We start from the raw sequence: 19,718 nt of genomic DNA on the forward strand, positions 1-19,718 counted from the left end.
GCATGATCAACACGATGTGCCCACCAGTCTCGGGGCAGAAGTGTCGAAGGTCCTAGCGGGGGCGGTCTTCGGCGTACGGCCGAAGATGTGGGGGCCTTGCGCTGCTCGGGAGAGTCGGCACGATGCACGCGACGACGCGCCTCGAATACGCGGGCCGTCACGAAGCCTGCGCGGGCGGTTACACGTTGAAGGGGAACCCCACTCAGCTACCATCCGCTGTTACTGACGCTGCGGCATCCGACTCGACATCTTCCGTCTTATACAAGTTAGCCAGTCCTCCGACGAGCACGAAGACCAGAACACTTAACGTCCATAGTCCGAAGGCAACCCACGCGACCCATGCCCAGAAGCCGGTACTCGCTTGCGCCCACGTCACGAGGCCGAATGAGACAAGACCGCCGATCAGTGAAACGACCACGATCGCGGCCAGGTTCCCGCCGTTCAGCTTTCTCGAAGCCCGCGCCGAGGAACGATCCGCGAGGCGGCCGACCTCGTGGTCAAGAAGCACGTCCATCTTCTTGGCCGCTTCACTCCCGTCTGCAAGCAACGACCGAAGTTGAGCGTGGCGTTTGATACGCCGGTACTCGCGGCTGCCCGCCTCACGAGATATCAGCGGCCCGATGACGCCCAAGAGAATCGGGACGATGACGGCACTAAGAGGTCGCGCCGCAGCTTTCGCTTTTCTTCAGTCGCGAGAGGCGCTTGCCTAAGAGGTCGCGCCGGTAGGTCATGGTTGTCGGTTGGGTCTGGTGTTCCAGCGGTAGCGGGTCCAGGCTTCGCGGATGAGGCTGCGGGTGGTGATGATCGCGGCGGCGAGGGCGATGAACGCGTCGATCACGCGGGTGCGGACCTCGGTGCAGATCTGGAGTTTCCGGAATCCGCGGTTGTGCCAGGAGTTCGTTCTCTCCACGACCCACCGAGCGCCGGCTTGTAGCGGTTCGCCCTTCTTGCTGATGACGTAGTCGCACCCGAGGACGTCGAGTAGGTCGCGGGTTTTGGTGTTGTCGTAGCCTGCGTCCAGGTGCACCGTGATTCGCTCGGGAAGGTTGAAGCCGAACCGGCTCAGTTTCTCCAGGGTCGGACCAAGCAGCGGGGAGTCTGGACGGTTCGCGCCGGCGACAACGCATCCGAGTGGAATCCCTCGCCCATCGACCAGGAGGGAGCGTTTCGTGCCCTGTTTCCCACGGTCTACCGGGGAACGGCCGGCAGCTTCGCCACCGCAGGGGGCTTTCACGATGCACCCGTCCACGGACAAGTCACCCAGTTGCAGTCCGATCATCTTGTCGTAGGAGTCCAGACAGATCTGCTCCAGCATGGTGAAGATCCCCGCGACGATCCATTCATCCCGCCGTCGACGGATCGTGGTCGCCGAGCAGGCGCTGTCGGCGATCTTTGCGTACGCGGCGCCGAGCACGAGCACCTGCACCAGCTTGTCGAACACGACCCGGTCCGGAACACGTGGCCGGTGACACCCAAGCGGATGCTCATCCACCACGGGCGGGATGAGCGCTTCGAACTGGTGCCAGATCGGGTCAATGATCGAAGATGGAACAGCGGGCACGAGGCGTCCTGGAAACCAACGAGTTATTCACACAACCGTGGTTAACAGGCCTCGTGCCCACCTCAACGCAACGCCACACCATCACCTACCGGCGCGACCTCTAAGCCACTGAAGACCGTATTTGAGATATACCGCGAACGTGTGGGGCGCGTTCTTGCTGGTGTCCTTCATGATCGGAATTGCAATCTCGAACGCCTCCGCTGCATACACCGATGCATCTGGTGCCGTCGGCACTCGCAGCGCCTTTTTCATAAGGAGCATCGACCAAGCGGTGTCCACCCAAACGTCATCCGGAGAAAGTGCTCGAGCTTGGCGCAGGAAATTCTCCGCCGAGCTCAGATCCCCGTACGTCGTTTCGAAGCTGCCGCGTTGAAGCCAGAAGTGTGGGTCCCGGGATAGCCATTCCTCGACGGTTCCATAGATACGTTGAACCGCCGACGTATCACCCACGAGCTTCTTGAGATTCTCGTGATTCACCAGCCTGATGAGCAGGCGTCCATATCGCGTGCGGCGCACATTAGCAGGCTGGTGGTGCGATGCGACAAGGAAAATGAGGTCCACTAGCCAGAGTTCTAGCTGGCCTTCCGAGCGGAAATGGTCCATCGCGGACTCAGCGACGACCCGATGACGGGCTCGGTAGCCCGACTTCTCTGCAACGAGCAGATGGGAATGTTCCAGCCGCTGAAGTGCCGCCATACCCTCGTTCGGCGGATAAGACCGCGAGGAAGCAAACAGGATGTCCTGCCGCGACAGCGGCTTATTGTCTGCCCAAGCCGATGTGCAAACCACGCCGTATATGTCGAGATCGGCGCCGCTGAGTGATCTGCACTCACCAGCGACCTTGTCGTGGAACCGCTCGCCGGAGGTGGCCTCGATCAGCGTTACGAGAAGTTGACGATCATCGCGCTCACGTATCTTTCGCACACGCTCGTCGTGGCTCAACGCCACAAGTGCGCCCAGACGATTGCCGCGTGCGAGCTGACCGAGGAGCGAATCTGCATCCTCATTGGACAATCGATCCTGTTCGAGATGAACATCGCTGCTTATCGTGTTCTCGTACTTCAATTGAAAGTAGCGGCCGCTGCGGCACCCCACCACGACGACTAGCGCGTCCGTTTCATTCTGGAGTCCGCGAAGCAGGGTCGCGGAGTCATTGCCGAATCTGTCGATGTCGTCGATGAAAACAAAGTCCGGCTTTCGTTCTCGCACTTCGCGTCTGATATCGCCAATAGGAGCCTCGGTTTCCCGACCCAACCAAAGCACGGAGGTCGCGTCCCGGGTGGTGGTGTAGTTTCCCGGTTCTGGGCGTCGCGCTGTCGACGTGGAGAGCCATCGTGGGATGGTCAGTGAGAACCGATCAAAGTTACTCACGAAGGACACAAACCACGATGGCTCTAGACCAGTCTGCCCTGCTTGATCTGCTTGCTCAACTGAAGCTGACCGATGTTACCGACCGGGTCCGTTCCGCGACTGAGGCTCTCTACCAGGAACTGATCGACGCGGAAGCGACCGCGTTCATCGGTGCGGGCCCGTTCGAGCGCTCTGCCGAACGCACCACCCAGCGCAATGGCACGAGGCCGCGGACGTTGACCACGACCGCTGGGGATCTGGATTTGAAGATCCCGAAGCTGCGTCAGGGAACGTTCTTCCCGGCGCTGTTGGAGCGGCGCCGTCGGGTTGATCAGGCATTGTTCGCGGTCGTGATGGAGGCGTATCTGCATGGGGTGTCGACCCGTAAGGTCGATGATCTCGTCAAAGCGCTCGGCGCGGACAGCGGCATCTCCAAGTCGGAAGTGTCGCGGATCTGCGCCGGCTTGGACGCGGAAGTCGCCACCTTCCGTGACCGAGACCTTGCAAGCCTGCAGTTCCCGTATGTGTTCCTCGACGCCACCTACTGCAAAGCCCGCGTGAACCACCGCATCGTCTCCCAAGCCGTCGTCGTCGCCGTCGGTGTTGCCGCGGACGGGCGCCGAGAGGTCCTCGGCTTCGATGTCGGCGACAGCGAGAACGAAGGCTTCTGGGCGGCGTTCCTGCGTTCGTTGAAGGCCCGCGGCCTTTCCGGGGTGCACCTGGTCATCTCGGATGCGCACACGGGACTGAAGAAGGCAATCGGCACTGTCTTCCAGGGCGCATCGTGGCAGCGCTGCCGGGTGCACTTCATGCGTAACGTGCTCTCGATCGTGCCCAAGGGCTCGCAGGACATGGTGGCCTCGATCATTCGCACGATCTTCGCCCAACCCAACGCCGAGCACGTGTTCACCCAGTTCGATGAGGTGACCCGCATGCTCACCCGCTCCCACCCGAAGGTCGCCGCCATGCTCGAGGATGCCAAGGACAACGTTCTCGCGTTCACGGGGTTCCCGCAGAGGCATTGGCGACAGATCTGGTCCACGAACCCGTTAGAACGGGTGAACAAGGAAATCAAACGACGCACCGACGTCGTCGGCGTGTTCCCCACCCCCGCCGCCCTGCTGCGCCTGGCCGGGTCGGTTCTGATCGAACAACACGATGAATGGGAAGCCAGCGACCGCCGCTACTTCTCCGAAGCCTCCATGCTCGAGCTGAAGACCATGAACACACCCACCGACACGATCGAGGAGGTGAAACCCCTGCCCGAACTCACCGCCGCCTAAACTAGAACAACTGACCCACACGGTGGTCGAGAAACTCCACCACACAACGGGACGTGACCAGCACGGAGTTGCCGTCAGCCGAGAGAGAAGCGGCGGACCGCATAAGCGAAGTGGTCTTTCCCGACCCCGCACTTCCGATAACGGTGACCGTTCCGGCGGTGAGCCGATCGATAGCACTCGCCATTTTGGCGTCAAACTCGAATTTCGCGGCGTACCCGTCCACGACGTCCGACCAAGCTGGCGCCAAACCTAGCAAATAATCCGGGCTGCCCTTGCTGGCGTCGCGTACGCGAGATGACACGTCCTCCAACGCTTCTGGAGCCCGGCGCGTGTATCTCGTCTGTGCAACCGCGACTAGCTGTAGTTCCCCGTGAGGTTGTGAACGCGGGCTGAGGGGACGAGGCCGCCGATTCCGGTGTGGGGTCTGTGGTGATTGTAGTGATGGAGCCAGGTGTCGTAGGTTGCGGCTCTGGCTTCGTCGCTGAGGTAGGCGTGCGCGTAGGCCCACTCGGTGGCCAGGGTGCGGTTGAACCGTTCGACTTTCCCGTTGGTCTGCGGCCGGTAGGGGCGCGTGCGCCGGTGCTTGACTCTCGTGCCGAGAGCGTCGGCGAACAGTTTCGACCGGTAGCACGCACCGTTGTCGGTCATGACCGCGGTGACGGTGATCCCAGCGGCGGTGAAGAACGCGTTGGCGCGCAGCCAGAATCCGGCGGCGGTCTCTTTGCGCTCATCGTTCAGGATCTCCGAGTAGGCCAGCCTGGAGTGGTCATCGATAGCGTGATGCAGGAACGCATAGCCGCGGCCGCGGTGCCGGGACGGTGCTGCTGCCCGCCCCAGGACTCGGTGGCCACCACCATCGGGGATGCGGCCGAGCTTCTTGATATCGACATGGACCAGCTGGCCGGGGCGAGCGTGCTCATAACGGACAGCCCTCGGTTTGCGGATAGGGAGCCCGGTCGCTTGATCGAGGTGGTGCAGTAGCGGCATCCGATACCGGGCCAGCACCCTGCCCACGGTGGAACGGGGAACACCGAGGTGGTAGCTGAGGTCACGTCCCGTTGTGTGGTGGAGTTTCTCGACCACCGTGTGGGTCAGTTGTTCTAGTTTAGGCGGCGGTGAGTTCGGGCAGGGGTTTCACCTCCTCGATCGTGTCGGTGGGTGTGTTCATGGTCTTCAGCTCGAGCATGGAGGCTTCGGAGAAGTAGCGGCGGTCGCTGGCTTCCCATTCATCGTGTTGTTCGATCAGAACCGACCCGGCCAGGCGCAGCAGGGCGGCGGGGGTGGGGAACACGCCGACGACGTCGGTGCGTCGTTTGATTTCCTTGTTCACCCGTTCTAACGGGTTCGTGGACCAGATCTGTCGCCAATGCCTCTGCGGGAACCCCGTGAACGCGAGAACGTTGTCCTTGGCATCCTCGAGCATGGCGGCGACCTTCGGGTGGGAGCGGGTGAGCATGCGGGTCACCTCATCGAACTGGGTGAACACGTGCTCGGCGTTGGGTTGGGCGAAGATCGTGCGAATGATCGAGGCCACCATGTCCTGCGAGCCCTTGGGCACGATCGAGAGCACGTTACGCATGAAGTGCACCCGGCAGCGCTGCCACGATGCGCCCTGGAAGACAGTGCCGATTGCCTTCTTCAGTCCCGTGTGCGCATCCGAGATGACCAGGTGCACCCCGGAAAGGCCGCGGGCCTTCAACGAACGCAGGAACGCCGCCCAGAAGCCTTCGTTCTCGCTGTCGCCGACATCGAAGCCGAGGACCTCTCGGCGCCCGTCCGCGGCAACACCGACGGCGACGACGACGGCTTGGGAGACGATGCGGTGGTTCACGCGGGCTTTGCAGTAGGTGGCGTCGAGGAACACATACGGGAACTGCAGGCTTGCAAGGTCTCGGTCACGGAAGGTGGCGACTTCCGCGTCCAAGCCGGCGCAGATCCGCGACACTTCCGACTTGGAGATGCCGCTGTCCGCGCCGAGCGCTTTGACGAGATCATCGACCTTACGGGTCGACACCCCATGCAGATACGCCTCCATCACGACCGCGAACAATGCCTGATCAACCCGACGGCGCCGCTCCAACAGCGCCGGGAAGAACGTTCCCTGACGCAGCTTCGGGATCTTCAAATCCAGATCCCCAGCGGTCGTGGTCAACGTCCGCGGCCTCGTGCCATTGCGCTGGGTGGTGCGTTCGGCAGAGCGCTCGAACGGGCCCGCACCGATGAACGCGGTCGCTTCCGCGTCGATCAGTTCCTGGTAGAGAGCCTCAGTCGCGGAACGGACCCGGTCGGTAACATCGGTCAGCTTCAGTTGAGCAAGCAGATCAAGCAGGGCAGACTGGTCTAGAGCCATCGTGGTTTGTGTCCTTCGTGAGTAACTTTGATCGGTTCTCACTGACCATCCCACGATGGCTCTCCACGTCGACAGCGCGACGCCCAGAACCGGGAAACTACACCACCACCCGGGACGCGACCGTAGCTGATCCGATGCGGACCCCACCGCCACCTGAACCGCAACGCCACGATCCGGCGCTCCAACCGGGCCGGACACCGATTCGGGGACGAGTGCGGGCGGGAGGGTCGGTCGGTCATCGGCAAGCCTGCGCGTGCCCGATCGACCCACCGTTTCGCCGTCGCGGGCGAGCACTGGAACCGTTCCGCCACCCGCCGCAATGACCACCCGCGCTCCAGAACCAGCTCGACCAGCCGTCGACGCCCTTCCGGCGTCAACGGTGCATTAGCGTGAGTCACGAAGACCTCCGTTGGCTAGATGTGAGTGTGGTAACCCACATCCTCCACGGAGGTCTTCGCTCACCTCAACCGTTCACAACGTGTCGGGGAACTACAGCTAGCTGCTCAACGAGAGCTTCGTCGCTGTCATCAATGTTAAGGGTGTAGACGCGATGCCACGGAAGCGAAAACCACGCCCGATAGCGTTCTGGGATTAGCGATCTATCGACCTCGAAGTGGCGTCCTAGTTGGTCTCGGAGGAGAGTGGCGGACTTCACCATGCAAGCGGCGTACACGAGGCTCAGTGGGGTATCTGGCTCGAATGGAGCGTCGCCGAAAGCAATCGGCCAGATGCTTTCGGCAAGCTCAGTTCCAATGGGAAGAGAATCGCCGAAGGAATCTGTTAGTCCGCGGGAAAACCCAGCACCTGTCAGGAGAATTGCCTCACCGCGGATGACGGCGTTAGCGATTTCTGCGCTACTGCCGGACATCGCGCCTCCCGGAGTTCGATTGGCGAAATCCTAGCGATAACAACGATCTTGAGCAATGTCATCGCGCTTCTCGTTGTTTAGAAAGGGTCAGTCAGCCTTGGCAGTGCACGTACTTGGGAAGCGGAAATCCACATCATTCCGCCTTCCATCTCGCTAACCCGCTGACGTCCCGTCGAGGCCGGCGAGAACTTCAGCGGGGGTGAGGAGTACCCCGTCCACAATTTCCGGACAGCTCACACCGATCTGAAACACACCACTCGACAGGTTGGGAATCCACCTGTCGCGAAATTCTGCGAGAGCCAGGTGCATCAGGGTGAAGTCACGGCATGCGGGCAAATTCTCGGTTACCTGCCGAGCACGGCTTTCGCGTGACCGGAATGGCATGGCGCGAACGCCCGAACCGTTCTTCGGCGCAGGAACGTCACACTCGTCTCGGCCAATGCCTAACTGTGACGGAACTCCACCACATCCCCGTCCTGCATCACATACTCCTTCCCCTCCATGCGCGCCTTACCCTTGGCGCGTGCCTCGTGCACCGAACCGGCGTCGACGAGGTCGTCGAAGGAGATGACTTCGGCCTTGATGAAGCCCTTCTCGAAGTCGGTGTGGATGACGCCGGCCGCCTGCGGGGCCTTCCAGCCCTTGTGGATGGTCCAGGCGCGCGACTCCTTCGGGCCGGCTGTGAGGTAGGTCTGGAGGCCGAGGGTGTCGAAGCCGATGCGGGCGAGCTGGTCCAGGCCGCTCTCCGTCTGGCCGGTGGAGGCCAGGAGCTCGGCCGCGTCGGCCGCGTCGAGATCGATCAGCTCGGACTCCAGCTTGGCATCCAGGAACACCGCCTGAGCGGGAGCCACCAGAGCCGCGAGCGACGCGCGGCGGGCGTCGTCGGTCAGCACGTCCTCGTCCACGTTGAACACGTAGATGAAGGGCTTCGCGGTGAGCAGGCCCAGCTCGCGGATCGGCTCCAGGTCTATCCCGGAGGTCGAGAGCGGCTTGCCCGAGTTCAGGTACGCGATCGCTTCGCGGGCCGTCTCCAGCACGACGGGCTCCAGCTTGCGGCCCCTGACCTCCTTCTCGTAGCGCTGCTCCGCCTTCTCGAGGGTCTGCAGGTCGGCGAGGATGAGCTCGGTGTTGATCGTCTCCATGTCGCTGGCCGCGTCGACCTTGCCGGCGACGTGCACGACGTCGGGGTCGGAGAAGCCGCGGACGACCTGTGCGATCGCGTCGGCCTCCCGGATGTTCGCGAGGAATTTGTTGCCGAGGCCTTCGCCCTCGCTCGCGCCCCTGACGATGCCGGCGATGTCGAGGAACGACACCGGAGCCGGGAGGATGCGCTCGCTGCCGAACAGCTCGGCGAGCTTCTCGAGCCGTGGGTCGGGCAGGCTCACGACGCCGACGTTCGGCTCGATGGTCGCGAACGGGTAGTTCGCCGCCAGGGCGTCGTTCTTGGTCAGCGCGTTGAAGAGGGTCGACTTGCCGACGTTCGGGAGTCCGACGATACCGATAGTGAGAGCCACGGTCGTCCATTCTACGGGCGGCCGCGGCTTGCTTCAGCCGCCCAGGTCGCCCGGTAGCAGCGGGTCACGTACGGGAGCTCGATGGTCTCGGCGTCGGCCAGGTCGGGGTGCTCGGCGTGGAGGCGGCGCAGGGAGCCGATGACCGCCGCCTGCGCGCCGGGGTCCTTGGTGATGAAGTAGCTGCGCGAGCGCGCAAGATCCAGCAGCCCGTCGAGCGTGAGCGCCTGCACCCAGTGCACGTCGAGGCGCTCCAGCGCACCGAAGGGAGGCCCGACCACCGGGTCTTCGTCTTCGCCGACCACCGCCTCCCCCGAACCCATCAGCTCGCCCAGCTCGCGCACCCACTCGACGCTCTCGTCGCGGTCGTTCCAGACCAGCCCGATCCGCCCGCCCGGACGAAGCACGCGAGCGACCTCCGGCACGGCGACCACGGGGTCGACCCAGTGCCACGCCTGTGCGGCGACGACGAGCCCGGCGCTCCCGTCGGGCAGCGGGAGGCTCTCGCCGCTCCCGAGCCGGGCGTCGGCCTCCGGCACGCGCTCGGCGAGCACCGCGAGCATCTGCGGGGACGGGTCGACAGCCACGACCTCCAGACCGTGGCCGACAAGAGCACGCGTCAGCTTGCCGGTGCCGGCGCCCAGGTCGACGGCCGGACCCTCCGCACCGTCGGTGAGCCAGGCTACGGCGTCCGCCGGGTAACCCGGCCGCGCCGCCTCGTAGACCTCCGCCGCCCGGTCGAACGACCGCGCGTGCGCCTCCCGCCCTCGCCTCTCCCGCATACCGCGACCCTACCCGCCAGGCGGATTCGGGCGTGCCCGGCGCTGCGCACGGCCGACGTCGGTGGGCCATGTCAGCATTCAGGCGTGCCACTGGACTTCACCGCCATCGACTTCGAGACCGCGAACTCCTCTGCGGCGTCCGCGTGTTCGGTCGGGCTGGTGAAGGTGCGCGACGGGCGGGTCGTCGACCGGGCGAGCTGGTTCATCCGGCCGCCGCTCGGGCACGATCTGTTCCAGGAGTGGAACGTCCGGATCCACGGGATCCAGCCGGAGGACGTCGCCGATGCAGCGGGCTGGGTCGACCAGCTGGCCGATCTCGTGGAGTTCGCCGAGGACGACCACCTCGTCGCGCACAACGCCGGCTTCGACATGGGTGTGATCCGCGCGGCCTGCGCCGCCACCTTCGTGTCCTGCCCCGAGTACCGCTACTTGTGCAGCCTCCAGGTCGCCCGCCGCACCTACCACCTGGAGTCGTACCGCCTCCCGGTCGCGGCCATGGCGGCGGGCTTCGAGGACTTCCGCCACCACGACGCCCTCGCCGACGCCGAGGCCTGCGCGGCGATCGTGGTGCACGCCGCCCGTCGGCACGAGGCCGCGACGATCGACGACCTCTCGGCGCTGACGGGCGCCCGCATCGGCCGCATCGGCGTCCCCGCGGCCGCGTAGGCCTCCTGCATCGAGTTGGCAGAACACGCCGCGTGCGGCGCTGCGTGGACGGCGTGTCCTGCCAACTCGATGGCCGGCTGTTCCGGCGTCTAAGCCTCAGGAATACAAGCGTTGCAACTTCGTCCGTCTGGTTCTAATGTCCAGACATAGCAACAAGACGCGAAGGAGCGCTCATGACCGCATCCCCAGATCCCCGAACGACGGCGGCACTATCCGCAGCGGGCGCCGAACCGCCGCATCCCGACGATCCGGGCGCGCGCCGGTTCTTGCGCCGGATCGCTGTGCTGGCCACCTTCGGCGGCCTCCTCTTCGGCTACGACACCGGCGTGATCAGCGGCGCACTGCCGTTCATGCAGTTCGATCAGCGGGCGCTGACCCCGCTCGAGGAGGGGACCGTCGTCTCCTCGCTGCTGATCGGCGCCGCACTCGGCTCGTTCATGGGAGGCCGCATAGCCGACCGCCGCGGTCGCCGCCGACTCATCGCCGGCCTGGCCGTCATCTTCTTCATCGCGGCCCTCGCCTGCGCGTTCGCCCCGACGATCGGCGTGATGATCGCCGCCCGGTTCGTGCTCGGCCTCGCCGTGGGCGGAGCCTCCGTGGTCGTGCCGTTGTACCTGGCCGAGCTCTCCCCCGCCGCGCGCCGCGGACGCATCGTGACCCAGAACGAGCTCATGATCGTCTCCGGTCAGCTGGCCGCGTTCGTCGTGAACGCCGTGCTCGCCGCGGTGATCCCCGATCACGCGGGCGTCTGGCGGTGGATGCTGGTCGTCGCGTCGCTGCCCGCCGTCGTGCTGTTCTTCGGGATGCTCGTTGTGCCGGAGAGCCCCCGCTGGCTCATCCTGCACGGCCGTTTCGCCGAGGGCATCGCGGTGCTGCGCCGCATCCGTGCCGAAGAGCAGGCCGAACGGGAGGCCGCGGAGATCCGCCACCACGACGAGCGGGCCGTGCGCACGCCACTGCTGCGCGAGCTCGCGGTGCCGTGGATCCGGCGCGTGTTCGTCATCGGGCTCGGGATCGCAATGGTGCAGCAGCTGACCGGCGTCAACTCGATCATGTACTACGGCGTCCAGATCCTGCAGCGTTCCGGGTTCGACCAGCAGGGGGCGCTCATCGGGCAGATCGCCAACGGCGTGATCTCTGTGCTCGCGACGTTCGTCGGAATCGCCCTCCTCGGCCGGGTCGGCCGGCGCCCGCTGCTGATCGTCGGGCTGATCGGCACGACCACCTCCCTCCTGTTGGTCGGCGGCGCCTCCGCTCTGCTGGAGGGGTCTCCCGCGCTGCCCTTCGTGGTGCTCTCGCTGACGGTGACGTTCCTGGCCTTCCAGCAGGGCGCCGTCTCCCCGGTGACGTGGCTGATGCTCGCCGAGATCTTCCCGGCCCGCATCCGAGGAGCGGCCTTCGGCCTGGCGGCCCTCGTCCTCTGGCTGACCAACTTCCTGGTCGGCTTCCTCTTTCCCCAGCTGGTGGACGGGCTGGGCATCTCGCCGACCTTCTTCCTCTTCGCCGCGGTCGGCGTGGGCGCCGTGGTCTTCGTCGCCCGCTCCCTGCCCGAGACCCGAGGACGCAGCTTGGAGTCTCTCGAAGAGGAGCTGAAGGTACGGTTCACCCGCTGAAGCGCAGGTCGGCGGCGGGCGGGTCGGGACGATTTCCCGCCCCGCCCGCCGACGTTCGCGGCCGGTGTCGGCGGCCCCTGCCACACTGAGGCCATGGACACGCTCGCTCTCCTTCTCGGCCTCCTCGTGGGCCTCGTCGTCGGCGCCGCAGCAGCGGGATTCGCCGTCATGAGGCTGCTGCGCGGTCGGGAGGCGGCCGCCCAGCCGGCCGAGAGCCCCGCGATCGTCGCCGCCCGGCACGAGAAGGAGCTCGTCGAGGTCCGCGCCGCGGAGGTGGCGGTCCAGTCGGAGCTGCGAGCCGAGCTCGCAGCCGCCGACACGCGCGTCGACGCGCTGCAGGAACAGTTGCGCGGTCTTCAGGAGCAGCTGCGCGAGACGGAGGAGCGGCATCGGGCCGAGTCGCTGGCCCAGAACGAGCGCGAGCGCGCCGAGAGCAAGGTGCTGCAGGCGTTGGCGCCCGTCCGAGAAAGCCTCACCGACATGCAGCGCAAGGTCGTCGAGCTCGAGACCCAGCGCCACCAGCAGCACGGCCAGCTCACCCAGCAGCTCCGCTCGGCCGCCGAGTCCGAGGAGCGACTGCGCAGCACCGCCGAGTCGCTGGCGTCGGCCCTGCGCTCCAACAGCACCCGCGGAGTGTGGGGCGAGACCCAGCTCCGGAGCGTCGTGGAGGCCGCCGGCCTGATCGAGCGGGTCGACTTCGACGTGCAGTCCAGCATCCACTCGGAGTCGGGCGCGGGCCGCCCGGACATGATCATCCGGCTCCCCGGCGGCAAGAGCATCGCGCTCGACGCGAAGGTGCCGTTCAACGCCTACCTCGAGGCAAGCCAGATCCCCGCCACGGCGACCGGCGCCGAGGGGGCGCAGCGCGAAGCGCTCCTGAAACAGCACGTCAAGGCGGTCCGCGATCACATCACGACGCTGGGCAGCAAGGCGTACTGGACGGGCCTGGAGTCCTCCCCCGAGCTGGTGATCGCGTTCATCCCGAGCGAATCGCTGGTCTCCTCGGCGATGGAGGCCGATCCGTCGATCATGGAGTTCGCCTTCGGCAAGCGCGTCGCGCTCGCGTCGCCGGTGACCCTGTGGTCGGTGCTGAAGACGGTCGCGTTCAGCTGGCAGCAAGACGTCCTGACCCAGGAGGCCAAGCAGCTGTTCGACCTCAGCCGCACGCTCTACACCCGGCTCAGCACGACAGCCGGGCACATCGAGAAGCTCGGCCGCTCGATCGAACGCACCGTCAAGGACTACAACGGGTTCGTCGGCTCGTTCGAACGCCAGGTCTTCCCAGCGGCCCGCAAGCTCGGCGCGCTCGACGAGTCCAAGGTCATCGGCGCACTCGAAGGCATCGAGGAGGCGCCGCGCGAGCTCACCGCGTTCGAACTCGTGAACGAGTTGGAGGCACAGGCAGAGGCGCGAGTTCGGGTGGAGGTCCCCACCGACGACGCGCGCGACATGCACGGCATCGACAAGCTGGCCCTGGAGGAGAAGCAGCGAGCCGCTGCGAGCGATGCGGCATCAGGCGCGGCCTGACGTTGGCGCCACATTCGCGCCGAACGCCGCGACACCACGCGCTGGCACATTCGCGCCGAACGTTGCGAACACCGCACGCTAGCGCCACATTCGCGCCGAACTTTACCAACACCGCACGCTGCGCCACATTCGCGCCGAACGCCGCGAACACCACACGCTCGCACATTCGCGCCGAACACCGCGAACACCACACGCTGGCACATTCGCGCCGAACGTTACGAACACAGCACGCTAGCGCCACATTTGCACCGAACGTCGCGGAGGCACCACGAGAGTCGCGCTGCGTTCGCGCCGACTGCGCTCAAGGAGCGTGCCAGCACCGAACGTCGCGAAGGGCTCGCCAGCGCCGCGCAGCCTACATTTCGTCCGGCGACAGCCACTTCTCCGTGAGGTGGTCGGCGGATACGCGGCGGATGGTGCCCGACTTGGAGCGCAGCACGATCGACTCGGTGCGGATGATCGGGCCCTTGCGGCGCACGCCCTCCACGAGGCCGCCGTCGGTGACGCCGGTCGCGACGAAGAAGGTGTTGTCGCCCTTCACCAGGTCGTCGGCGCCGTAGATGCGGTCCATCTCCAGGCCGGCGGCGATGCCCTGCGCGCGCTCCGCGTCGTCCTTCGGCGCGAGGCGGCCCTGCATGAAACCGCCGATCGCCTTGATCGCGCAGGCCGTGGTGATGCCCTCCGGGCTGCCGCCGATGCCGACGCACATGTCGATGCGCGACTCGTAGCGGGCCGCGTTGATGCCGCCCGCCACGTCACCGTCGAGCATCAGGCGGGTGCCGGCGCCGGCCGCGCGGATCTCCTCGATCAGGCCCTCGTGGCGCGGCCGGTCCAGCACCGCGACGCGGACCTCGCCGATCGGCTTGCCCTTGGCCTTCGCCAGCTCTCGGATGTTGTCTCCGATGGACTGCGATAGGTCGACGACTCCCCGGCCCTCCGGCCCGGTGACGATCTTGTCCATGTAGAACACGCTCGAGGCATCGAGCATGGTGCCGCGGTCGGACACCGCGATCACCGACAGCGCGTTCTGGCGCCCGGCTGCCGTCAGGGAGGTTCCGTCGATCGGGTCGACGGCGATGTCGCACGCCGGTCCCCGGCCGTTGCCGACGTGCTCGCCGTTGAAGAGCATCGGGGCGTTGTCCTTCTCGCCCTCGCCGATGACGATCAGGCCGTCGAAGTTCACCGTGCCGAGGAACTTGCGCATCGCGTCCACGGCAGCACCGTCGGCCGCGTTCTTGTCGCCGCGCCCGATCCACGGCGTGGCGCGGATGGCGGCGGCCTCGGTCGCCCTCACCAGCTCCATGGCCAGGTTCCGATCGGGATGCAGGAAGAGGGTCGCGGTGTCGGTGCTGGTCATGATGGGTCCTCCCGGACGAATCGAGAACGACACCGGCGAGTCGAACGACGGTGTCAGCCGCCGGACGACGGCGATGCCAGTGTATCCACGCGCTGGTCGCGGCGCGCCTGTAGCGGGTGAACGTTCCTCGACGGCGACCCGACAGCCGGCCGCACCGACGGCCTCGGTATGATGAGTCCCGTTCGACACCCCGATTCCTCAAGGAGCCGCAATGCCCATCGCCACGCCGGACCAGTACGCAGAGATGCTCGACAAGGCGAAGGCGGGCGGGTTCGCGTATCCCGCGTTCAACGTCTCGTCGTCGCAGACCATCAACGCGGTGCTCCAGGGCCTCACCGAGGCGGGCAGCGACGGCATCATCCAGGTCACCACCGGTGGCGCCGACTACTTCGCCGGCCAGACGGTCAAGGCACGCGCGACCGGCGCTCTGGCGTTCGCCAGGTTCGCCACCGAGGTCGCCAAGAACTACCCGATCACCGTCGCGCTGCACACCGACCACTGCCCGAAGAACGCCCTCGACGACTTCGTGCTCCCGCTCATCGCCGCCTCCGAGGAGGAGGTGCGCGCCGGCCGCAACCCGATCTTCCAGTCGCACATGTGGGACGGCTCGGCCGTGCCGCTGGCCGAGAACCTCGAGATCGCGCAGGAGATGATCAAGCGCACCAAGGCCATCAACGCCATCCTCGAGGTCGAGATCGGCGTCGTCGGCGGCGAGGAGGACGGGGTGCGTCACGAGGGCTCCAACGAAGCCCTCTACACGACCCTCGGCGACGTGGAGCAGGCCGTCGAGGCCCTCGGTCTCGGCGAGAACGGCCGCTACATGGCCGCTCTGACCTTCGGCAACGTGCACGGCGTCTACAAGCCGGGCAACGTGAAGCTGCGTCCCGAGCTCCTGAAGGAGATCCAGGACGGCCTGGCGGCGAAGTACGGCACGGGCCCGAAGCCGCTCGACCTCGTCTTCCACGGCGGCTCCGGCTCCACCGACGAGGAGATCGCGGAGGCGGTCCGCAACGGCGTCGTGAAGATGAACATCGACACCGACACCCAATACGCGTTCACCCGCTCGATCGCCGGCTACATGATGTCCAACTACGACGGCGTGCTCAAGGTGGACGGCGAGGTCGGCAACAAGAAGCTGTACGATCCGCGTGCCTGGGGCAAGGTCGCCGAGACGGCGATGGCCGCCCGCGTCGTCGAGGCCACCACGCAGCTGGGCAGCGCCGGGCACTCCGGCAAGTAGTCCAGGAAGTAGGGGGGATGAACGAGCAGGAGCCGGAGAAGAGGCCGGACGAACGTCCGCGCCCCCAGTACGGTGAGCTCGCTCCTCCCGGCTGGGTGTGGCGTCCGCCGCAGGATGCCGATCGCCTGGACACCGCGCACCACAGCCCGGCGGCGTCGGAGGTCGAGCAGCACCCTCCCGCACCGCCGCAGCCGCCGGCTGGGCCGGGTCCGAACGGCCACGGGCCGTACCGTCCCGGCCCTCAGCTGCGCGCGGACGCGCCGCGCTGGAACCTCGCCTTCACCGTCGTGATGCTCGTGCTCGGGTTCTTCGGCATGTCGTACTCGATCGGCACACTGCAGGCACTGCCCGCGGCGATGGCGCTGCTGCACTCGTCGCAGAACCTCGGTGCGTACGTGCAGGATCCATCTGTCGCGCCCCTGATCACTGCGGGAACGGTCGCGATGGCGGGGATCTGGGCGATCTCAGCCGGCCTGTCGGTCTGGTTGCTGGTGCAGAAGCGCCTGGCGTTCTACGTTCCGCTGGTCGCCGGGGTCGTCGCTCTGATCACGCTCTTCGCGATCCTCGGGATCATCTTCTCGACCGACCCTGTCCTGCTCGACTTCTACAGCGGGATCTCGCCGACCCCGGCGCCGAGCTCGCCCGTTCCGACGAGCCCGGCACCGACACACTCACCGACACCCACGCCGACTCCAGGCGTGTCGGCCTCCGTCTGAGCGGTCGTGCGCCGGCCGGTTCGCTCAGGCTGCGGCGCTGGTCGCCCGCGCCTCGGTCAATCCTGTGGCAAGCGGGGTGGTCGGCCGGCCGATGAGCTCGCTCAGTGTGCCGGTCACCTCGGCCAACGCGCCATCGCGGATGTTGCCGTCGAGGGCCACCACGAAGCCGGCCGTCCCCTCGTCGAGACCCGCCTGGCGCAGCGCGGCCGTGTGCTCCTCGGGCGTCAGCGACCGGTAGGAGACGGGGCGGCCGAGCAGTTCGCCGATCGTCGCCGCGAGGTCGTCGAACGTCCACGCGACGTCGCCGCCGAGCTCGTAGACCGCTCCCTCGTGTCCGTCCGTCGTGAGCACGGCTGCCGCGGCCTCCGCGTAGTCCTTGCGGGACGCGGAGGCCACCCGTCCGGTGGCCGCGCTGCCGACGAGCTCGCCCGTCGCGGCCGCGATGTCGACCTGACCGGTGTAGTTCTCGGTGTACCAGTTGTTGCGCAGCACCGTCACCGGGAGGCCGGAGGCCGCCAAGAGACGCTCGGTCTCGGCGTGCTCGGGCGCAAGGATCAGATCGGTGTCGGTCGCGTGCGGAGCGCTCGTGTAGACGATCCGCCCGACGCCGGCCCGCGTGGCCGCCTCGATCGCGTTGCGGTGCTGCGGGATGCGCTTACCGACCTCCGAGCCGGACACCAGCAGGAGCGCGTCCGCACCGGCGAAGGCCGCGTCGAGGGTCTCCGGCCGTTCGAAGTCGATGACGGCGGTCAGCACGCCGAGCGCTGCGAATGGAGCGAGACGCTCCGCGCTGCGCCCGACGGCGCGGATGTCGGCGGCGGGCACGCCGCGCTCGAGCAGGGAGTCGACGGTGAGCCGGCCCAGGTGTCCGGTTGCTCCGGTGACGACGATGGTCATGGGGTGTTTCCTTTCGTTCGGTCTCCCTTCGCAACCGGTGGGAGGTTGCGATACTTCCCTGTCGGAGGTACCCACTTCTCGGTAAGTTACTGACGTGGACACCAGATTCCCGTCGTTCGAGACCCTCGGCTTCACCGACGGCGTGCTCCCGTCGGAGTGCCCGTCGCGCATCGTGCTCAACCACGTCACGAGCACCTGGGGCGTGCTCGTGCTCGTCGCCCTGGCCCGCAGCGACCTGCGTTGGGGTGAGCTGCGGCGCACCGTCCAGGGCATCAGCGAGAAGATGCTCGCGCAGTCCCTCCGCACCCTCGAGAAGGACGGCTTCGTGCTGCGAACTGCGCAACCCACCGTGCCGCCGCGGGTCGACTACAGCCTGACCGGCCGCGGCAGGGAGGTCACGGCGCACCTGCTCCCGCTCATGCAGTGGATCGCGGGCAACGCCGACGACATCGTCTCCGGCGCTTCGCCTGCGCCGCCCGCTCCCCTGGGCTTCGAGACGGGCCAGGCGTCGATCAGCGGCGACTACCGGGAGGACAACGAGGACTCGCTCTACGCGTCGTCTGGTCGGCGTTCGTCGCCGACGGCGTCGGCGGACATGCGGCGGGCGAAGTGGCGTCGGCCACCGTGGCCATTCGGTTGGCGTCGATGCTGGACTCGACCGAGGGCCGCCTCCCCGACGAGGGGCGGCTGCGTGAGCTGGTAGCCATCGCCAACGCGGACCTCGCGCTGCGCGTGCGGATGGACTCCGCGCTGACGGGGATGGCGACCACGCTCGTCGGTCTGTTCTCCGACGGGGAGCAGGTGCTCGTCGCCCATACCGGCGACTCGCGTGCCTACCGGCTGCGCGACGGCGGCCTGGCCCAGATCACGGAGGACGATTCGCTGGTGCGCGAGCTGCTGGCCTCCGGTGCGATCGCGGAGGCCGACGTCCCCCACCATCCGCTGCGTTCGGTCGTGACCCACGTGCTGGGCGGGGCGCCCGAAGACGCCGCCGCTCTGCACGTCGCCGCGGAGCCCCTGCGGCGCGGCGACCGCTGGCTGCTGGCGAGCGACGGGCTCACCGACTACGTGCCCGTCCTGGAGGTCGCCGACGCACTGGACACGGCGGCGACACCGCAGGACGCGGCAGACGCGCTGGTGGCTCTGGCGTTGCGCCACCGCGCCCGTGACAACGTGTCGGTGGTCGTCGCGGACGCCGTCGAGCTCGCCGAGCCTCCCGCGTACCGCCCCGCCTTCGGCGGCTCGGCGGCCGCCGATCCCGCGTCGGTGCGCACTCTGGAGGCCTGACCGACCCGGAGGCCTCAGGGCGCGGGCCGGCTGACCTGGCCGGCTTCGTCGGCCGCCAGCAGCGCCCGTCCGTACTGCACTCCGGCGACGAGATGGCCGACTGCGCCGAGCGCCAGCAGCGAGCCGGCGGTCGCGGTCAGGGTGGCGGAGTCGAGCGCGTGGGGCGCGGCGAGGATCAGCAGCGGGAAACCGACCAGCAGCAGGGCGGTGCGGACCTTGCCGATCCGCGTGGGCTGCACGATGCGGCGGGCCTGCGGGCGCACCCGGAGGAGGCAGCCCAGCACCAGCTCCGGCGACACGAGCACGGCCACCAGCCACCACGGAGCGAGCCCGACAGCCGCGCAGCTGACGACGATCACGATCACGCCCACTCGGTCGAACAGCGGGTCGAGGCACTGCCCCAGCCGCGAGACGAGGCCGAGTCGCCGGGCGAGGAATCCGTCGACCCAGTCGCTCAGACCGATGATCGCCAGCGCTGCCAGCGCCCACCCGTAGGCATCCAGCGCGAGCATCACGACGAAGACCGGCAGCAGAAGGCCCCGCAGGTAGGTCACGAGGTTCGGCAGCAGCAGCCACTGGTCGCCGAACTCCGACCACAGCGAGCCGGCCCCCCGATCGACATCCGTCCCCTGCTTCACGCTGATCCCCGATTACGCATGCATTGAGCGTAACGCACTGGTCATCAGATATTTCAGCTTAAGGTGGATTGC

The 19,718-nt window shown here is 66.9% G+C and carries 16 protein-coding genes and 3 pseudogenes; 8 read left to right on the forward strand and 11 right to left on the reverse strand.

The genetic code is table 11. From position 1 onward, the window contains the following. Window positions 1-202 precede the first annotated feature (202 nt). The 3 genes from ACPPVW_RS00990 to ACPPVW_RS01000 form a co-directional block, all read right to left on the reverse strand. Complete coding sequence (locus ACPPVW_RS00990; RefSeq protein ID WP_426624706.1) at window positions 203-508, reverse strand: hypothetical protein; 306 nt, start codon at window positions 506-508, stop codon at window positions 203-205. A 219-nt stretch (window positions 509-727) separates the two neighbouring features. Next, window positions 728-1,561: an IS5 family transposase gene (locus ACPPVW_RS00995; RefSeq protein WP_426623674.1), complete on the reverse strand. Its 834-nt coding sequence runs from the start codon at window positions 1,559-1,561 to the stop codon at window positions 728-730. A gap of 81 nt (window positions 1,562-1,642) precedes the next feature. Beyond that, complete coding sequence (locus ACPPVW_RS01000) at window positions 1,643-2,824, reverse strand: hypothetical protein (RefSeq protein ID WP_426624707.1); 1,182 nt, start codon at window positions 2,822-2,824, stop codon at window positions 1,643-1,645. Between the two features lie 125 nt (window positions 2,825-2,949). Here ACPPVW_RS01000 and ACPPVW_RS01005 point away from each other — a divergent pair, with 125 nt between their 5' ends. After that, on the forward strand, window positions 2,950-4,194 hold the full coding sequence (locus ACPPVW_RS01005; protein ID WP_426624464.1) for an IS256 family transposase: 1,245 nt from the start codon (window positions 2,950-2,952) through the stop codon (window positions 4,192-4,194). A gap of 354 nt (window positions 4,195-4,548) precedes the next feature. On the opposite strand, the pseudogene ACPPVW_RS01010 reads toward ACPPVW_RS01005, so the two are convergent. The 5 genes and pseudogenes from ACPPVW_RS01010 to ACPPVW_RS01030 all read right to left on the reverse strand — a co-directional run. After that, window positions 4,549-5,319 (reverse strand): annotated as a pseudogene (locus tag ACPPVW_RS01010) (IS481 family transposase); the annotation flags it as partial. Continuing rightward, window positions 5,300-6,544 carry an IS256 family transposase gene (locus ACPPVW_RS01015; RefSeq protein WP_426624464.1) on the reverse strand — a complete coding sequence of 415 codons (1,245 nt, stop codon included), beginning with the start codon at window positions 6,542-6,544 and terminating at the stop codon, window positions 5,300-5,302. The gene ACPPVW_RS01015 and the pseudogene ACPPVW_RS01010, both read right to left, overlap by 20 nt. A gap of 110 nt (window positions 6,545-6,654) precedes the next feature. Next, a pseudogene (locus ACPPVW_RS01020) lies at window positions 6,655-6,942 on the reverse strand (helix-turn-helix domain-containing protein); the annotation flags it as partial. Between the two features lie 913 nt (window positions 6,943-7,855). Then, a complete protein-coding gene (gene ychF, locus ACPPVW_RS01025) occupies window positions 7,856-8,926 on the reverse strand; it encodes a redox-regulated ATPase YchF (protein ID WP_426624708.1) in 1,071 nt (356 codons plus the stop codon). An 11-nt stretch (window positions 8,927-8,937) separates the two neighbouring features. Beyond that, the gene (locus ACPPVW_RS01030; protein ID WP_426624709.1) at window positions 8,938-9,705 is read right to left on the reverse strand and encodes a class I SAM-dependent methyltransferase; all 768 of its coding nucleotides are present in this window, start codon (window positions 9,703-9,705) and stop codon (window positions 8,938-8,940) included. Between the two features lie 84 nt (window positions 9,706-9,789). Between ACPPVW_RS01030 and ACPPVW_RS01035 the strand changes: the two genes are divergently transcribed. The 3 genes from ACPPVW_RS01035 to rmuC all read left to right on the forward strand — a co-directional run bounded on the left by ACPPVW_RS01035 (window position 9,790) and on the right by rmuC (window position 13,511). Continuing rightward, window positions 9,790-10,371 carry an exonuclease domain-containing protein gene (locus ACPPVW_RS01035; protein WP_426624710.1) on the forward strand — a complete coding sequence of 194 codons (582 nt, stop codon included), beginning with the start codon at window positions 9,790-9,792 and terminating at the stop codon, window positions 10,369-10,371. A 173-nt stretch (window positions 10,372-10,544) separates the two neighbouring features. After that, on the forward strand, window positions 10,545-11,984 hold the full coding sequence (locus ACPPVW_RS01040; RefSeq protein WP_426624711.1) for a sugar porter family MFS transporter: 1,440 nt from the start codon (window positions 10,545-10,547) through the stop codon (window positions 11,982-11,984). Window positions 11,985-12,077: 93 nt separating this feature from the next. After that, window positions 12,078-13,511 carry a DNA recombination protein RmuC gene (gene rmuC, locus ACPPVW_RS01045; RefSeq protein ID WP_426624712.1) on the forward strand — a complete coding sequence of 478 codons (1,434 nt, stop codon included), beginning with the start codon at window positions 12,078-12,080 and terminating at the stop codon, window positions 13,509-13,511. A 355-nt stretch (window positions 13,512-13,866) separates the two neighbouring features. Here the strand turns inward: rmuC and glpX are convergent, their stop codons facing one another. After that, a complete protein-coding gene (gene glpX, locus ACPPVW_RS01050; protein ID WP_426624713.1) occupies window positions 13,867-14,868 on the reverse strand; it encodes a class II fructose-bisphosphatase in 1,002 nt (333 codons plus the stop codon). Between the two features lie 211 nt (window positions 14,869-15,079). Between glpX and fbaA the strand changes: the two genes are divergently transcribed. Both fbaA and ACPPVW_RS01060 read left to right on the forward strand, forming a co-directional pair. Then, window positions 15,080-16,108: a class II fructose-bisphosphate aldolase gene (gene fbaA / locus ACPPVW_RS01055; protein ID WP_426624714.1), complete on the forward strand. Its 1,029-nt coding sequence runs from the start codon at window positions 15,080-15,082 to the stop codon at window positions 16,106-16,108. 17 nt (window positions 16,109-16,125) lie between these two features. After that, window positions 16,126-16,824, forward strand: coding sequence for a DUF6264 family protein (locus tag ACPPVW_RS01060; protein ID WP_426624715.1), 699 nt, complete (start codon window positions 16,126-16,128; stop codon window positions 16,822-16,824). A 24-nt stretch (window positions 16,825-16,848) separates the two neighbouring features. Here the strand turns inward: ACPPVW_RS01060 and ACPPVW_RS01065 are convergent, their stop codons facing one another. Further along, entirely contained in the window at window positions 16,849-17,721 is an 873-nt protein-coding gene (locus ACPPVW_RS01065) for an SDR family oxidoreductase (RefSeq protein WP_426624716.1), read from the reverse strand. 94 nt (window positions 17,722-17,815) lie between these two features. Between ACPPVW_RS01065 and ACPPVW_RS01070 the strand changes: the two are divergent. After that, window positions 17,816-18,184 (forward strand): annotated as a pseudogene (locus ACPPVW_RS01070) (winged helix-turn-helix transcriptional regulator); the annotation flags it as partial. Window positions 18,185-18,330: 146 nt separating this feature from the next. Continuing rightward, entirely contained in the window at window positions 18,331-19,008 is a 678-nt protein-coding gene (locus ACPPVW_RS01075) for a PP2C family protein-serine/threonine phosphatase (protein ID WP_426624717.1), read from the forward strand. Between the two features lie 14 nt (window positions 19,009-19,022). Here ACPPVW_RS01075 and ACPPVW_RS01080 read toward each other — a convergent pair whose 3' ends face one another. Beyond that, window positions 19,023-19,646: a CDP-alcohol phosphatidyltransferase family protein gene (locus ACPPVW_RS01080; RefSeq protein ID WP_426624718.1), complete on the reverse strand. Its 624-nt coding sequence runs from the start codon at window positions 19,644-19,646 to the stop codon at window positions 19,023-19,025. Window positions 19,647-19,718 lie beyond the last annotated feature (72 nt).

It is taken from the genome of Leifsonia sp. McL0607 (assembly GCF_049993355.1).
Taxonomy (GTDB): domain Bacteria; phylum Actinomycetota; class Actinomycetes; order Actinomycetales; family Microbacteriaceae; genus Leifsonia.